A 15,593-nucleotide genomic window follows, 5' to 3' on the forward strand; every position below is an offset into this window, starting at 1 on the left:
CGCAAATCGACACCCGATCAAGGAGACCGCCCGATGAGCAAGCTGACCTATGCAGAGGCAGGCGTGGATATCGAAGCGGGAAATGACCTTGTTCGGCGGATCGGTCCGGCGGCCAAGTCGACAAACCGATCCGGTGTTATGTCGGGTATTGGCGGGTTCGGCGGTCTCTTCGATCTGAAGGCCGCGGGATACACGGACCCGGTTCTTGTCGCGGCAACAGATGGGGTCGGCACAAAGCTGCGGATCGCAATTGATACCGGCAATGTCGGTGGCGTTGGTGTTGATCTTGTTGCCATGTGCGTCAACGATCTGATCTGTCAGGGGGCTGAGCCTCTCTTCTTTCTCGACTACTTCGCGACGGGCAAGCTCGACGTAGAGGAGGCCGCGCAGGTCGTTGAGGGGATTGCCTCAGGTTGCAAACAGGCGGGCTGCGCGCTGATCGGTGGTGAAACGGCGGAGATGCCGGGGATGTATCACGCCGGTGATTTCGATCTTGCCGGCTTCTCGGTTGGTGCGATGGAGCGGGGTACCGCCTTGCCCGCCAACGTCGCTGCCGGGGATGTGTTGCTCGGCCTCACTTCGTCGGGTGTCCACTCGAATGGCTACAGCCTTGTCCGTCGGATCGTGGCGGATGCGGGCCTTGGCTGGGATGCACCTGCCCCCTTCGCGGACGGCACGCTTGGCGCGGCATTGCTGGAGCCGACTCGCATCTATGTTCAGCAAGCACTCTCTGCGATCCGCGAGGGTGGCGTGAATGGTCTCGCACATATCACAGGCGGTGGGCTGACAGAGAATCTGCCGCGTGTCCTGCCCGAGGGGTTGGGGGTGCATGTGAACCTTGATGCTATCTCATTGCCGCCGGTTCTGGACTGGCTGATTTCTCAGGCCGATCTCGATGAGGCTGAAGCGCTCAAGACCTTCAACTGTGGTGTCGGAATGGTGCTGGTCGTGGCGGAAGGTGCCGTCGATGCGATCACGGCGGCGCTGGAAGATCATGGCGAGACCGTGTTGCCACTCGGCCAGGTCGAGGCCGGGTCGGGTGTCCGTTATTCCGGCGCGCTGCGGTGAAACGTGTCGCTATCCTGATTTCCGGCGGCGGCTCCAACATGGTGCGGCTGGTGGAGGACATGCGCGCAGGCGGCATTGCCGGTGAGCCGGTCCTGGTCTTATCGAACAAGGCTGATGCTGGCGGTCTCGCGAAGGCCGAGGCTTTCGGTGTTCCAACGACCGTCATTGATCACAAGGGCTTTCCTGACAGAGCCGCGTTTGATGCAGCGGTGAGCGACGCGCTGGATGCGGTAAAGCCAGATCTGATCTGCCTCGCCGGTTTCATGCGCATCCTGACACCTGCATTCACGGCACGTTGGGGTGACCGGATGCTGAACATTCATCCTTCTTTGCTGCCCCTCTTCAAAGGTCTGCACACCCATCGGCAAGCGCTGAGTGCCGGTGTGGCTGTCCACGGGTGTACGGTGCATAAAGTGACGGCGGACCTTGATGACGGCCCCATCCTTGGGCAAGCGGTCGTACCTGTTCTTAATGACGACACGGAAGCGACCCTGGCCGCGCGCGTCCTGACGCAAGAACACCTCCTTTACCCGGCAGTGGTGCGCAAGATTTGTGCTGATGAGCCGGGCCAGATCGCCCTCTCAGCCGTTTGACCCGCATTGGGGTAGACTCGGCCCCTTTATTTGGTATCTCTCCCCCCAAATCCCGTGACGTGGCGTCGCGGGAGAGACTGAGAGGAGAACTCCATGGTCAAAGTAGCCATCAACGGATTTGGTCGCATCGGGCGCAACGTGCTGCGCGGAATTATCGAGAGCGGACGCACCGATATCGAAGTCGTCGCGATCAACGACCTCGGGCCGGTTGAGACCAACGCCCACCTGCTGCGCTACGACTCCGTCCATGGCCGCTTTCCCGCCACCGTCACTGTGGATGGCGATACGATCGACGTTGGCCGTGGCCCGATCCGTGTGACGGCCGAGCGTGATCCGAAGGCCCTGCCCTGGGGTGATGTTGACGTTGCACTAGAGTGCACCGGCATCTTCACCGCGCGCGACAAAGCCGCGATGCACCTAGAGAACGGCTCGAAGAAAGTTCTGATCTCTGCCCCCGGCGCAAACTCCGACAAGACCATCGTCTACGGTGTAAACCATGAGACGCTGACGGCTGAGGACACCGTTGTCTCCAACGCGTCTTGCACGACGAACTGCCTGTCCCCGGTTGCGAAGGTTCTGAACGACGCGATTGGCATCAATCGCGGTTTCATGACCACGATCCACTCCTACACTGGTGACCAGCCGACGCTGGACACGATGCACAAGGACCTTTACCGCGCACGCGCGGCAGCGATGTCGATGATCCCGACCTCCACCGGTGCTGCGAAGGCCGTTGGTCTGGTTCTGCCGGAGCTGGCAGGCAAGCTGGACGGTGTGGCCATCCGGGTGCCGACGCCAAATGTGTCCGTCGTCGACCTGACCTTTGAGGCCTCCCGCGACACCACAGTTGAAGAGATCAATGACGCGATCCGCGCGGCGGCTGATGGCCCGCTTGATGGTGTACTGGGTTACACCGATGAGAGCCTCGTTTCCATCGACTTCAACCATGATCCGCATTCGTCGATCTTCCACATGGATCAGACGAAGGTGATGGAAGGCACGATGTGTCGTATTCTGAGCTGGTATGACAATGAATGGGGCTTCTCAAACCGCATGGCGGACACTGCCGTGAAGATGGCCAGCCTCTAATCTCTCAAGACAGCAACCGCAAAATTGCAAGGGCCTGACGATCGGTCGTCAGGCCCTTTTTCATAGGTACGGAGCTGACGCGATTACATCACGGTATAGACCAGCGGAGAGCCCGCGCCGCGATCCCGCGTAAATGTCGCCTGATCACCATCAAGAACAACCAATTGGCAATCTTCAGGGGATGGCCCGCTTGGTCCAGCCGTCAGAGTGCGGCACCAGTAACCATCGCGCATCTCATAGGTTCCCGCCAGCGGTGTGCCCGCCCAATCCCCAGCCAGCGTACCGTCCGCATTGATGGTGAACGCACGCCCTTCGCCAAAGCTAAGCGACTTTCCGACGAGTGCCTGCAGGTCCTCTTGAGTTGCAATCGTGACGCCCATCGACGTTTCTTCCGTCATGGGCATTTCGTCGTTCGATGTTTCAGCAGCACAGGCTGCAAGCAGAAGTGTAGCGGCGGAAAGTGATAGTATAGTCTTCATGGGGGGCTCCATTATTTTGCCCCACTAGCCTATTTGCCGAAATTCCTACGGATCAAGTGATTTTAAGCAAGCGCTTACATTTGCCAATGGGTAACCCAACAGCAATAGATCGCAACATATTGATATTTGCGGAATATTACTGAAGCAAAATCGATCTAACTCAGTCCGGTATTAAGCGAGCAGACTACAAACACAGATCAACCCATCCGTATAAAGCGCTTCGATTTAACCAGACACAGCACTTACTTCGAGTCAGGCCGACCGTCTTACCACCATCATAACAACACCTGATCGCATTCCGTGGCCCCGCCCGTACGGTGCAACTCGAATAACAGAAGGATAGCCATCGAATTCAGTCTCGATCTCGACAGGCTTCATTTGCGCAACGGCATCGGGCAGGAAGTCGAGCGGCCGAGGGAAGCCATCCGGCAGCTCAATCTGCGTGATGTGTGGCTTGCTCTCAGCCCCGAGGATGTTGAACGCCTCTCGCGCAGCATTTGACGCCCGCAGAATGTTAAGTCGCGTGTCCATCACGACAACCGGCATGGAGATATGGGTCAGAATGGACTCCATCTCCCGGCTGACCTGGCTGAGCTCCTGCGCACTGATCTGCTGCTCTTCGTTGACGGTAATCAGCTCTTCATTCGTCGATTGAAGTTCCTCGTTTGCCGTCTCTAGCTCTTCATTGGTCGACTGCAATTCCTCGTTGGTCGATTGCAGCTCTTCGTTGAGTGACTGAAGTTCCTCATTGGAGGTCTCAAGCTCCTCGATTGTTTGCTGCAACGTCTCGCGGGTCGACTCCAACTCCTGACGCAATTCGAAATTTGAACTGTCACTCTCGATGAATGGCTGATCCTTGCCCTCAGCCGTCACATCAGCCGCAGGCAGTGTTTCAAGAACGACGAGGAACAGGGTTTCGACCGTGTCATCGGTAACCATAGGGTGGACGCGCAGACGCACGGGGCTTGCGTTGCTTTCATCCATCTCGATCGGACCGGACGTCCGCACCTCGTTTGAGCGTTCAGCCAGTGAAATCAGGACCCTTGCCTCACCTGCAAGGCGGGGCTTGAGCATATCGAGAGACGCGGCATTCACCTGCCCTTGCCGGATCGAGACATAGGGATCAATGTCGCCATAGACATTGCGCATCCGGTGATCGGCAGTGACCAGAACCGCGTTGGGGCCAATCGTACGGACGAGCGCCTGAAAGCGCGCATCCTCTGCATTCCGCCCTTGACGCGCGCGTGCTGCGCGGCGCGCCTCGATGGCATCGCCAGAATAGCGAGATGTCACGGCCCCTGCGACGCTGAATGCACCTTCATAGCCCTCCCGCTTGCGGAACACTTTGCCCGGGCTATTTGTGCGGCGGAACATGGACTCTACGCCATTGATGCTCTCAGCCTTTCCGAGAAAGAGCATCCCCTCGGGTCGCAGTGCGCTGTACATGCGGGCCATAACGCGCTGTTGCAGCTGCGCGCCGAAATAGATCAACAGATTGCGGCAGCAGATCAGATCCAGATGCAGGAATGGCGGATCCTGACACACGTTATGCTCGGCAAAGAGGATGATCTCACGCAGGGGTTTGACGACCTTGAACCCCTCCCCCTCTGTCTCGAAGAATTCCTGACGCAGCTCTGGCGGAACACGGGTCATCGTGCTCATCGGATATGCACCCTGCCGGGCGATCTGAAGAGCCGATTGATCGATATCGGTCGCGAAAAGCTGGAAGTTCGAGCGATCAATCTTGTGCATGCCGCCAAAGGCGCGGGCGAACAGCATTGCGATCGAATAGGCCTCTTCGCCTGTTGCGCAGCCGGGACACCAGACGCGCAGCGGTCGGCTGGGATCGCGGTCGTCAACGATCTGCTGTATCGCTTTTGCGAAGCTTTCGAATTCCTGAGGGTCGCGGAAGAAAGACGTGACCGAAATCAGCATGTCGCGGAACAGTGTGCCGATCTCCTCTTCGTCATTGCGAAGCCGATCCACGTAGTCTGCAATGCGCTCTAGTCCCAGCGCAGCCATGCGCCGCTCGATCCGACGGTGAATCGTCGATGGCTTGTAGTCCCGGAAATCAACACCGGACTGCGCGAACAACAGCTGATTGATCTCTGCCAACGAATTGACCGGTGGCATGATTGCGCTCAACCCTTCCGCATCGCGGGAGGTCTGAACGATCTCAGCAAATTTCTGACCAATTGCTTGAGGCGTCAGGACAAGGTCGATACAGCCCGTTCGGATCGCGCTGACAGGCATCCCGTCATATTTCGCACTGTCTGCGTCCTGCGCGATGGTGATACCGCCCGCCGCACGGATAGCACGCACGCCAAAGGCGCCATCAGAGCCTGTGCCAGACAAGATGACGCCAAGTGCTGACGTCCCGATTTGTTCGGCCAAAGAGTCAAAGAAAGCATCGATCGACGGTTTGGGAGCGGCGGCGGACTCTTCTGGCGGTGTCAGAATGAGGGTTCCATCCGACACCATCAAATTGTGGCCCGGTGGTGTGACGTAGATATGGTTCGGCTGAGGCACCACACCATTAACGATTTGCTCAACAGGTAAATGCGTCTCACGCTCGATCAATTCGGGCAGTAAGCTGCGATGCTGCGGGGCCATGTGCTGAGCAACAATGTAGGTAGCATTGGTTTGCTCTGGCAGATGCTTGACCAATGCTGAGAGCGCCTCAAGCCCGCCGGCAGAAGCCCCAATTCCAACCCACGCCATCGAAGACGCTGCAACGTCAGTCATACGATACACCACTCAAACTGATAGAAAACCACTACGCAAATCTGCAGCAACGATTGTTAACCTAATAAAGTCTTCGGATTGCTGCAACCCGCGCCACGGTGCATACTGTCTAAATCTAATGGAGTTTTCGATCCGTATAAAAGCTCCTAAAAAGTATTGATTTGGAAGCAAAAATGACCGCTGATCAAACTTCGAGGGGCGCGCATAAAAGCCAGGCGTCCAGCCTCTCCTCCCTCGGCGGCGACGCTACAATTTCGCTGCGACTCGAACAGAGCGGCGCCCTAGTTGTTAAGCAGTTCGACTTTATCCTCACGCATGGACGGATGCGGCTTTCCTTCAATGAGGATATGCCGCTGGAAGACGTTTTCAGAGACGAGATAGTTGAAGCCATCGGCTACCTGGTGGCGCGGGTTGGCGACACGTCGCTCTTGAGCGCTCCGGAGTTTGAGGTCGATGCCGGTGGCTGCAATATTTCCGGCGCAACGATCCTGACGAGCATCGTGAAGGACAACGCCACAGCAATCACCGTCAGATTGCGCGATATTCGCGGCAATGCGATGGAATTGCTGACAAAAAACGTTGTGCCACCGACCGTTGACGCCGAACTTTTGCAGCGCACGATCGACGATGCGCTCAACCGGATCTACGTGCCATTGCGCAATTTTGACGCCGCTCTTGAGAGGGCGATGGAAGAGCGCCGTGATGGGGATGTTGACCGGCTTCATGCCCAAATCCTGGCCTTCCGCAGTGAGATTGACACGGTTTGCTTCAATTTCGAGCGCTTGTTGTCGGAGGAGATAGCGCGGTTGGACAAAGACGGTGAGCTTGGATTGGCACGTCAGGCCAACCTTCGCATTATCCCGCGTGACTCCTGAACGTTGAGCGCTCCACAAGACACGCAAAGTGACCTGGTCGTCACACTCGCGCCAGACCACGCACTAATCGCCCTCGATCAGGATCTGCGTCACATAATCGGGACGGCTGGCCTGCCGTTGATTGGCGGCGAAAGCACTCGATTATCGGCCCACATGGACGGTGATTTGGTCCATCACCTGCGTAATGCGGTCGGCGTTGTCAGGTACGGTGACAGACCAGATGGCTTGGCGGTCGGCACCCATCAGATCTTCGGCGCTGATCGTGATATCTGGATGGAGTGGCACGATCAGATCTGTATCCTAAGGTTGCAGCCACACGCACCCCGTTTCAGCAATATCCCGGATCCCACAATTGTTCTGAGGGTCCTGCTGTCGCGCCGTCGAAAAGCGCTGGATAGTGCTCAGGCGCTCGCCAGCCTGGCTTGCCGCAATTTGCGTCGAATATTCAACGCCGATACCGTTTCAGCATTCGCGCTTCATGGAAATCGCGTCGAGTTGCGGGGATGCAGTTCGATTTTTCCTAACGGATCCGCGGAGCTGGCCGAACGGGTTGATGCCGGAATGATTGCAGAGCAGTTGCGGTACTGCCTGCTGCGCGTTCAGCCGGAGCAGCATTTTGTTGCCTTTAGGATCCTAGGTCAGGACGAACCACAACTCACGCAAGTGCGACATTTCACGGACCAGCAAGCCTTGCAGCATGACGCGATTGCCGCCTTCGGATCCCGTGCGGCGGGACAAGCAGTTCTGTGCGTTCGTGACGAAAGCAAAGTTACCGGAGTGTTTTTTTTCGAGACTTCCGAACCCATCGCGCTATCTGCCGACGTGGCGGCGAGCCTCGCGCTTTATGCCGGAATGGAAGAAACAGCGCGCATTTTTCGGTGACCGTTTGCGCCTTGTCAGGGTCGAGCAAATATGAGCGAAAACCAGATAACGGTTCTGATACTAGAAGATGATCAGGCCCTCGCGCTGAGCTGGCAGCAAGGATTTGAGGAACACGGCGACCGCGCCATCATCGCGTCAACCGCGACACAGGCACTTGAGCTTTTGGACAGCACACCGATCGATGTCCTCATCTCCGACATGTATATCTACGTTGGTGACAAACTGGGCTCCGATGGCGGCGTGAAGCTAATTGGCCTTCTGCGGGCGGCGGGCTCCCCGTCAGAACGGATGGAATTGCCGATTATTGCAATTACCGGGCAGCCTCAGGATAGCCGGTTCATACCGCCTGTTCTGGAACTTGCGAAATCCCTGGGTGCGGATCTCTGTCTTGAGAAGCCGATCAGTGTTAGCACGCTCGTGCACACGACACACGATTTGCTGCGCATTCCACGTGGGGAAGTCGCGCGCTCACGCCGCGACGAAGCGTAGTGCGACACCGTTGATGCAATGACGCATGCCGGTGGGCGCCGGTCCGTCTGCGAAGATATGTCCCTGATGTCCGCCACAACGGGCACAATGCACTTCGGTCCGCGTCCCTAGAAAGAAGGACCAATCCTCCTTGGTCGCGACACGCCCTTCAATGGCCTCCCAAAAACTTGGCCAGCCCGTGCCGCTGTCATATTTCGTGGCGCTCTCGTAAAGCGGGTTGTCGCATCCTGCGCAGTGAAACGTACCGCTGCGATATTCTTCATTCAGCGGGCTGGAGAACGGACGCTCCGTCGCTTCCTCCCGCAGCACCGCGAATTGGGCCGGGGTCAAGCGCGCACGCCATGTTTCCTCACTCAACGTAATTTCGAAAGGCCCCTCATCCGCCGTCGCAGGAAGGCCGAGCACGGCGGCCAGTCCGCCCATGGCTACGGTTCCGGTCAGAAAACTGCGGCGATTCAAGGTCATTCTGTGCTCCTGTGCGGTGTGATTGCATATGATTTAGCGTATCAGGCGCCACCTGTGACCCCGCGCTCACTGAGTGGTGATGGGCCGTGTGCAGCAAAGGAAGCGATTGTGCCCCGCGCGGATCGGTCTTATTTTCTGACCAAAGTGAGGTTACATGCCCTTCCAGAAGATTGAGACAGAACGCGTCGCGGACGCAATCATCCACCAGATTGAAAGCCTGATCCTGCGCGGCGTCTTACAACCGGGGGAGCGCCTGCCGTCGGAGCGGGATCTTGCAAGCCGGCTGGGCGCCTCCCGCCCGTCGCTGCGAGAGGCATTGGCACAGTTGGAGGAAAATGGGCTGATCGTCACGCGTGCGGGGTCTGGTGCCTATGTTGCGGAGGTGCTGGGATCGGCCTTTGCGCCGCCTCTGATCCAGCTCTTTGCAAGTCATGAGGAAGCCTTTTTCGACTATCTGTCTTTCCGGCGGGACCTGGAGGGGATGGCGGCGGAGCGCGCGGCAAGGTTTGCGACGCCGACAGATCTTGCCGTCATCAGGGCGGTGTTTGAACGGATGGAAGCAGCACATGGAGAGCGCAATCCCGACCATGAAGCGACGCTAGATGCGGAATTCCACATGGCCATCGTGGAGGCCGCCCACAATGTTGTCATGATGCATATGATGCGCTCGATGTTTGATCTCTTGCGCAACGGCGTGTTCTACAACCGCCAGATCCTGTTCGGAGTTCGGGACACGCGAACGATCCTGCTGGGCCACCACAGGGCCATTCATGACGCAATCCAGATGCGCGATCCGTCGGGGGCGCGGAAAGCCTTGGAAGATCACCTGATGTTCATCGAAGATTCAATGCGTGAGCATGTTCGCAGAACAGCTCAGGAAGATACGGCCAGATTGCGTCTCGCGCAGATCGAAACGGGCTGATCCGCGCATCGCAACGAATTTGCCTGATATTCAGAGTCCCAAATGCGCCGAGACCTGAAAGCTATCAGGGATCGGGTGAGACCGTTCTTCCACAATGCCAGCCGCAACGACCTGCGCGCAGCGATGTGCGACGCCGAAACCAATCTTGAACCCGCCCAACATCGCATGTAACCGCGGCGCGCCGGGTACCGGGCCAATCATCGGATCGCGGCCATTGGCACGGGGCCGCACGCCCGCCCAACGCGACAGGACGCCCGCCCGGCCCAACCGGGGGCAGATCGTGCGCGCAGTGTAATGGAGCTCATCAAGCTGCTCATCCGTCGTGCGCCCATCCTCATACTCTCGTTCGCTGGTCGAACCGACGCCGGTCGTGCCATCGGCATGGGGCACGACGTAGAGGCCCTTGCCCTGAATGACCGGCAAATCGCGGGCGTCGAGATCCAGCAAAAGCGCCTGCCCCTTTTCACCACGGCCGGGCACCTCCCCAACATGGGGGCGAAGCAGTTCGAACCCGTCGACACCATTTGCGATAACCACATGATCGGCGCTCAAGTCTTCGCCCGGCAGAAAGACCTGCCCGCGTGACCCTACCCTGGAAACTGGCGCATTCAGGCGCAGAACGCCGCCCCGCGCCTGCAACGCCGCCGCAAGCGCGGTGATGGTCTGCTTTGGGTAGAGACGCGCGCTCAGATTGTCCTGAACCAGTCCGAACGGGGCCGCCTCTGGCATCAGCCAACGCGGCCAGGCATCCCCCGGCAAGACGTTCATCACCTTGTCCTTGGGCCAACGCAAAGCCGCATCAGCGCAGCGCACCCGCGCAAGATCGCGCATATTCTCGTTGAGAAGCGGTGTAATCCGTCCGCTGGCGCCGTAGCCGGTGGTCAGACCAGTCTCCGCCTCGATCTTCTGCAAAAGCGGGCCCAGCGTCAGAAGAGCCTCAAGCTGAAACTGCTTCTTGGGTGTCCAGCGCTCTGGCATGTGGGGGGCGAGTGCGCCAACGATGCCACCGCTGGCACCCGCGCCGATCTCACCCGCAGCCTCCAGAACCAGAACTGAACGTCCCGTCTTTCGGACCTCAAGCGCCGTGTGCAGGCCAAAGACCCCAGCCCCGATCACGATGACGTCTGCCTGTCCGCTTGCCACCGCAAATCCCTTCCTTACTGTCGCCCCAGACTTAAGCGGAGTGGCGCCAATGACAACTGCAAATCCCGATCTGGACTGGCGAGACAATGGAACGCCTGTCTCGATCCGCTTTGATGACCCCTATTTCTCGATCCATGACGGTCTTGCTGAAACCTGTCACGTGTTTCTTGACGGGAACCGACTTTCATCACGGCTGGTCGACGGGTTTCATGTGGCTGAATTGGGCTTTGGCACTGGGCTGAACCTTCTGGCCCTGGCGCGACTGGCAGAGGATCTGAATGTGGAGATCAACTTCACCACGTTCGAGGCGTACCCCCTTTCACCTTCGGACATGGCCCGTGCGCATGAAAACTGGCCGGAGCTTTCTGACCAAGCTGCGACAATGAGGGCGGCCTACCCCCTCAAGGGCGGTTCATTCTCTGTCGGCAAAGTCCGTGTCGATCTGAGGCTCGGCATCGCACTGGAAGAACTGCCAGCATGGCATGGAAAAGCCGACGCTTGGTTTCTCGACGGCTTCAGCCCGGCCCGCAATCCGGAGCTTTGGTCCGAAACGCTGATGGCAGAGGTTGGACGTCATACGATCGCCGGTGGCACCTTCGCAACGTATACAAGTGCAGGCCATGTGCGGCGAAGCCTCACGGCTGCTGGTTTTGACGTTCAAAAGCAACCCGGATTTGGCCGTAAGAGAGAGATGAGCACAGGCATCCTGTCGTAATCAAAGATCCCACGTGCTTGGCGGACAAGCGAGTCCTGATAGATGGTTCGCTTGCCCTTTTCGCTGTGACCGCATCGCCTACTCGGCGGCAATTGCACCTTCCGCAGCCTCGACGCGGCAGGCCGAGAACTTGAACTCCGGGATCTTGCCGTAAGGATCGACGGCGTTGTTCGTCAGAATATTTGCGGCCGCTTCAACATAGGCAAAGGGCAGGAAGACCATGTCGGGCGCCACCGCTCGATCCTGACGCGCCATGATCGTGATCGTGCCGCGACGTGTCGTCAGGCGGACATGCCCGCCCGGCGCGACGCCAAGCTTGCGCAACGTTGAGGGGTGTAGTGAGCAGTTTGCCTCAGGCTCCACCGCGTCCAGCACACTGGCCCGCCGCGTCATTGAACCGGTATGCCAATGCTCAAGCTGACGACCTGTCGTCAGAATATAAGGATAGTCCGCATCCGGCGTCTCTGCCGGTGGAATGACCGAAGCTGGCGTGAACTTCGCACGGCCTTCTGCACGAGGGAATGCATCCGAGAAAACGACAGCTTCGCCCGGCTGGTCGGGACCATGCACCGGATAGGTCACAGCGTCCTCACGCTCCAACCGCTCCCACGTAATGTTGTCGAGGCTTTTCATGTTCTGCTTCATCTCAGCGAACACTTCAGAGGGGTGGGTATAGGACCACTCCATCCCACACCGCTTTGCAAGCTCGGTGGTGATCCACCAATCCTCTTGCGCTTCACCGGGGGCCGGCACGGCAGCGCGACCCATCTGGACCTGGCGGTTGGTGTTGGTGACGGTGCCGTTCTTCTCCGCCCACGCAGTTGCGGGCAAGATAACGTCAGCGTAGTTCGCTGTTTCCGTCAGGAAGATATCCTGAACGACGAGGTGGTCGAGCTTGGCAAGCGCTGCTCGCGCATGTTCCACATCCGGGTCGGACATGGCGGGGTTTTCGCCCAGAATATACATGGCACCGATTTCACCCTGATGCACCGCCTCCAGAATTTCGGTGACGGTTAGCCCCTTCTCATTCGAGAAATCACCTGAATTCCAGACATCGGTGAAGGCGGACCGAACGCCATCATCCGTCACGGTCTGATAGTCCGGTAGGAACATCGGTATGAGCCCCGCATCCGACGCGCCCTGCACGTTGTTCTGGCCGCGCAGCGGGTGCAGACCAGTTCCCGGACGGCCGACATGGCCGCACATCAACGCTAGCGAAATCAAGCAGCGCGAATTGTCTGTGCCATGGATGTGCTGACTGACGCCCATGCCCCAGAAGATCATGCCCGACTTGGCCCCGGCAAAGTCGCGGGCAACGGCGCGCAAGGTCTCGGCATCAATGCCACAAAGCTCGCTCATCTTTTCAGGCGTGAAGCCCTTTAGATGCTCGACCTGCGCATCCCAGTTCTCGGTCATCGCGGCAATGTATTGCTGGTCGGCCAGCCCCTCCTTAACGATCACATGCATGATCGCATTGAGCATGGCGACATCTGCGCCGGGGCGGAATTGAAGCATGTGTTTCGCATGACGCTTCAACGCCTGCCCGCGCGGATCCATCACAATCAACGTGCCGCCACGCTTGGTGAACTGCTTGAAATAGGTGGCCGCGACGGGGTGGTTCTCTGTTGGGTTCGCCCCAATGACGATGGCCACGTCCGCATTCTCGATCTCATTGAAGGTCGCGGTGACTGCCCCCGAACCGACGTTTTCCAACAGCGCCGCGACCGAGGACGCGTGGCAAAGCCGCGTACAGTGGTCGACATTGTTGTGACCGAAGCCTTGCCGGATGAACTTCTGGAACAGATAGGCTTCCTCGTTCGAGCATTTGGCAGAACCAAAGCCCGCAACCTCGCGCCCACGACCTTTCAGCCCATCGGCCGCAACGGACAGCGCCTCTTCCCACGTCGCCTCGCGGAAGACCTCTAGCGGATTGGCGGGATCGACATTCAGGCCCTTCTCTGCCCCGTCGCGCCGGATAAGCGGCTTGGTCAGGCGGTGATCGTGGTCGATATAGTCAAAGCCGAAGCGTCCCTTCACGCAGAGGCGGTTCTCGTTTGCCGGACCATCTGCGCCATCGACCCAGGCGATCTTGTCGTCCTTGATCTTGAAGCTCAGCTGGCAGCCCACGCCACAATAAGGACACACGGAATTCACTTCCCGATCATAGGCTTTGCTGTCCCCGATCTGCGCTTCATTTACGGCTGTTGCAGGCATCAGTGCCCCTGTCGGACAGGCCTGCACACATTCTCCACAGGCCACACAGGTTGAATCGCCCATCGGATCATCGAAGTCGAACACGATTTTCGCGTCGTGCCCACGCCCCGCCATGCCGATCACATCGTTCACTTGCACTTCGCGGCAGGCCCGAACGCAAAGATTACAGTGGATACAGGCATCAAGATTAACCCGCATGGCAACATGAGAGGCATCGAGCAGCGGCACAGCCGTGGCATCCTGCGTCGGAAAGCGGCTGTCCGAGACATCCTGCATCTTGGCCATGTCCCAGAAATGGGACGACGCATCATGCGCGACCGACGGCTCGGGCTGATCCGCCGCCAACAGCTCTATCACCGTCTTGCGCGCCTTTTGCGCCCGGGCGCTTTCGCTCGACACCACCATACCTTCCGAGGGCTGACGGATGCAGGATGCGGCGAGCGTGCGTTCCCCATCAATCTCCACCATGCAGGCGCGGCAATTGCCGTCGGCGCGGTAGCCCTTCTTGCCAGAATGGCACAGATGCGGAATCGTTGTGCCCTCGCGCTTGGCCACATCCCAGATGCTCTCACCCGCCTCAGCCTCAACTGAGCGCCCATCCAGCGTGAAAGTGATCTTATCGGTCATGGCGATCCCCGCAGTTTCCTTTCGAAAACTAAACCATTCCGCAGACGCCAGCGAAATCCGGTTCGCGACGCGTAGAGAGGTTTTTGCGCCAAGTACATGCGCCAATCGGAAACGCGCGTGTTTCTTCTTGGCCGAAATATCCCCGCCGGAGGCGCAGGTCCGCTATGCCGCGCGCCGCTCGACCTCTGACAGCGCACGTTCGATCAACACAATCCCCGCGCCATCCAGATGCGCGCCTTCACTCAGAACCCGTCGCCAGTGGCGCGCTCCCCGTCGTCCAGCAAAGGCCCCCAACATGTGCCGCGTCATCTGGTTGAGCCGCGTGCCGCGCATCAATTCGCGCTCCATATGTGGATACATGGCACGTACGGCATCCTCGGCCGACCGCTCTTGCGCGCTGTCTTCGCCAAAGATCACGCGGTCAGCGGCCCCGAGAATGGCAGCGGGTTCATGATAGGCTGCGCGGCCGATCATAACGCCATCGAGTGACTCCAAATGCGGTTGCGCAGCCTCAAGAGAGGTGATTCCGCCATTGATCGAGATGTGGAGTGCTGGAAAGTAACTCTTCATCTGGTGGACCAGTGGATAATCGAGCGGTGGAATGTCCCTGTTTTCCTTCGGGCTCAACCCTTGCAACCAGGCCTTGCGCGCGTGGATCTGAAACCGCCCCACCCCGGTGGCCGCAACCCGCGCGATGAACTCTGGCAGGACCGTATGCGGGTCCTGCTCATCAACGCCGATCCGGCATTTCACCGTGATCTCGGCCGAACGAGCAGCAGAGCGCATTGCAGCAACGCATTCCGCGACCAAGCCGGGATCGCGCATTAGGCAGGCCCCGAAAGCGCCCGACTGGACACGGTCCGAGGGGCATCCGACATTCAGATTGATCTCTGGATAGTCGAATGGTTCAGCCAGCCGCACCGCCTCGGCCAGAACCTCAGGCTCCGATCCGCCAATTTGTAGCGCGACCAAACCCTCGTCAGGGGATTTGCCCAGAAGCCGTTCTGGGTCTCCATGCCGGATGGCCTGTGCTGTCACCATTTCTGTGTAGAGCAAGGCGTGCTTTGAGAATTGCCGATGAAACAGACGGCAATGCCTGTCTGTCCAATCCATCATCGGTGCAACGGACAGGCGGGCGGCACGGGGGAGATCGGAGGCGTTCGGGCTCATCAGGTTGCCATCAACGGTTCGGGTCTGGGATATGTGTGCGGCCTAGCATCGAATTGAGGGAAAGGACAGGCCCCGACCGCCTGTTTGCGCTTGCCCCCCTTCCCGTCAACTTGCGAT

14 protein-coding genes are annotated in these 15,593 nt (G+C 58.8%); 8 read left to right on the plus strand and 6 right to left on the minus strand.

The genetic code is table 11. From position 1 onward, the window contains the following. Nucleotides 1-33 precede the first annotated feature (33 nt). The 3 genes from purM to gap all read left to right on the plus strand — a co-directional run bounded on the left by purM (nt 34) and on the right by gap (nt 2,750). Complete coding sequence (purM, locus tag POI8812_RS09250) at nt 34-1,068, plus strand: phosphoribosylformylglycinamidine cyclo-ligase (protein WP_108782256.1); 1,035 nt, start codon at nt 34-36, stop codon at nt 1,066-1,068. Continuing rightward, nucleotides 1,065-1,661, plus strand: a complete 597-nt coding sequence (purN, locus tag POI8812_RS09255; protein ID WP_108782257.1) for a phosphoribosylglycinamide formyltransferase — start codon at nt 1,065-1,067, stop codon at nt 1,659-1,661. The genes purM and purN overlap by 4 nt, the downstream gene beginning before the upstream one ends. Before the next feature lie 93 nt (nt 1,662-1,754). Further along, a complete protein-coding gene (gene gap, locus POI8812_RS09260; RefSeq protein WP_108782258.1) occupies nt 1,755-2,750 on the plus strand; it encodes a type I glyceraldehyde-3-phosphate dehydrogenase in 996 nt (331 codons plus the stop codon). An 83-nt stretch (nt 2,751-2,833) separates the two neighbouring features. Here gap and POI8812_RS09265 read toward each other — a convergent pair whose 3' ends face one another. Beyond that, entirely contained in the window at nt 2,834-3,229 is a 396-nt protein-coding gene (locus POI8812_RS09265; protein WP_146186149.1) for a hypothetical protein, read from the minus strand. Nucleotides 3,230-3,481: 252 nt separating this feature from the next. Beyond that, nucleotides 3,482-5,974: a chemotaxis protein CheB gene (locus tag POI8812_RS09270; RefSeq protein WP_108782260.1), complete on the minus strand. Its 2,493-nt coding sequence runs from the start codon at nt 5,972-5,974 to the stop codon at nt 3,482-3,484. A gap of 173 nt (nt 5,975-6,147) precedes the next feature. Between POI8812_RS09270 and POI8812_RS09275 the strand changes: the two genes are divergently transcribed. From POI8812_RS09275 to POI8812_RS09285, 3 genes are all read left to right on the plus strand, one after another. After that, entirely contained in the window at nt 6,148-6,849 is a 702-nt protein-coding gene (locus POI8812_RS09275; RefSeq protein WP_116203182.1) for a hypothetical protein, read from the plus strand. Between the two features lie 225 nt (nt 6,850-7,074). Next, nucleotides 7,075-7,731 carry a hypothetical protein gene (locus POI8812_RS09280; RefSeq protein WP_146186150.1) on the plus strand — a complete coding sequence of 219 codons (657 nt, stop codon included), beginning with the start codon at nt 7,075-7,077 and terminating at the stop codon, nt 7,729-7,731. Nucleotides 7,732-7,761: 30 nt separating this feature from the next. After that, nucleotides 7,762-8,220 carry a response regulator gene (locus POI8812_RS09285; protein ID WP_108782263.1) on the plus strand — a complete coding sequence of 153 codons (459 nt, stop codon included), beginning with the start codon at nt 7,762-7,764 and terminating at the stop codon, nt 8,218-8,220. Here POI8812_RS09285 and msrB read toward each other — a convergent pair. Next, nucleotides 8,200-8,679: a peptide-methionine (R)-S-oxide reductase MsrB gene (gene msrB, locus POI8812_RS09290; RefSeq protein ID WP_370739585.1), complete on the minus strand. Its 480-nt coding sequence runs from the start codon at nt 8,677-8,679 to the stop codon at nt 8,200-8,202. The two genes, POI8812_RS09285 and msrB, sit on opposite strands and share 21 nt — an antisense overlap. A 160-nt stretch (nt 8,680-8,839) precedes the next feature. Here msrB and POI8812_RS09295 point away from each other — a divergent pair, with 160 nt between their 5' ends. Further along, complete coding sequence (locus tag POI8812_RS09295) at nt 8,840-9,607, plus strand: FCD domain-containing protein (protein WP_108782265.1); 768 nt, start codon at nt 8,840-8,842, stop codon at nt 9,605-9,607. Between the two features lie 30 nt (nt 9,608-9,637). Here POI8812_RS09295 and POI8812_RS09300 read toward each other — a convergent pair whose 3' ends face one another. Beyond that, a complete protein-coding gene (locus POI8812_RS09300; RefSeq protein ID WP_162845004.1) occupies nt 9,638-10,750 on the minus strand; it encodes an NAD(P)/FAD-dependent oxidoreductase in 1,113 nt (370 codons plus the stop codon). Nucleotides 10,751-10,799: 49 nt separating this feature from the next. Here POI8812_RS09300 and mnmC2 point away from each other — a divergent pair, with 49 nt between their 5' ends. After that, nucleotides 10,800-11,465, plus strand: coding sequence for a tRNA (5-methylaminomethyl-2-thiouridine)(34)-methyltransferase MnmC2 (gene mnmC2, locus POI8812_RS09305; RefSeq protein WP_108782535.1), 666 nt, complete (start codon nt 10,800-10,802; stop codon nt 11,463-11,465). A gap of 78 nt (nt 11,466-11,543) precedes the next feature. On the opposite strand, the gene fdhF is transcribed toward mnmC2, so the two are convergent. Then, entirely contained in the window at nt 11,544-14,306 is a 2,763-nt protein-coding gene (gene fdhF, locus POI8812_RS09310) for a formate dehydrogenase subunit alpha (RefSeq protein ID WP_108782267.1), read from the minus strand. 162 nt (nt 14,307-14,468) lie between these two features. Next, nucleotides 14,469-15,476: a tRNA dihydrouridine(20/20a) synthase DusA gene (gene dusA / locus POI8812_RS09315; protein WP_108782268.1), complete on the minus strand. Its 1,008-nt coding sequence runs from the start codon at nt 15,474-15,476 to the stop codon at nt 14,469-14,471. Nucleotides 15,477-15,593: the final 117 nt, after the last annotated feature.

Source organism: Pontivivens insulae (assembly GCF_900302495.1).
GTDB classification, from domain to species: Bacteria; Pseudomonadota; Alphaproteobacteria; order Rhodobacterales; family Rhodobacteraceae; genus Pontivivens; species Pontivivens insulae.

What these genes read in the sequence shown, in the direction of transcription:
- purM (WP_108782256.1), top strand. Translation starts at nt 34, where the DNA reads ATGAGCAAGCTGACCTATGCAGAGGCAGGCGTGGATATCGAAGCGGGA.
- gap (WP_108782258.1), top strand. Translation starts at nt 1,755, where the DNA reads ATGGTCAAAGTAGCCATCAACGGATTTGGTCGCATCGGGCGCAACGTG.
- POI8812_RS09265 (WP_146186149.1), bottom strand. Translation starts at nt 3,229, where the DNA reads ATGAAGACTATACTATCACTTTCCGCCGCTACACTTCTGCTTGCAGCC.
- POI8812_RS09270 (WP_108782260.1), bottom strand. Translation starts at nt 5,974, where the DNA reads ATGACTGACGTTGCAGCGTCTTCGATGGCGTGGGTTGGAATTGGGGCT.
- POI8812_RS09275 (WP_116203182.1), top strand. Translation starts at nt 6,148, where the DNA reads ATGACCGCTGATCAAACTTCGAGGGGCGCGCATAAAAGCCAGGCGTCC.
- POI8812_RS09285 (WP_108782263.1), top strand. Translation starts at nt 7,762, where the DNA reads ATGAGCGAAAACCAGATAACGGTTCTGATACTAGAAGATGATCAGGCC.
- POI8812_RS09295 (WP_108782265.1), top strand. Translation starts at nt 8,840, where the DNA reads ATGCCCTTCCAGAAGATTGAGACAGAACGCGTCGCGGACGCAATCATC.
- mnmC2 (WP_108782535.1), top strand. Translation starts at nt 10,800, where the DNA reads ATGACAACTGCAAATCCCGATCTGGACTGGCGAGACAATGGAACGCCT.
- fdhF (WP_108782267.1), bottom strand. Translation starts at nt 14,306, where the DNA reads ATGACCGATAAGATCACTTTCACGCTGGATGGGCGCTCAGTTGAGGCT.
- dusA (WP_108782268.1), bottom strand. Translation starts at nt 15,476, where the DNA reads ATGAGCCCGAACGCCTCCGATCTCCCCCGTGCCGCCCGCCTGTCCGTT.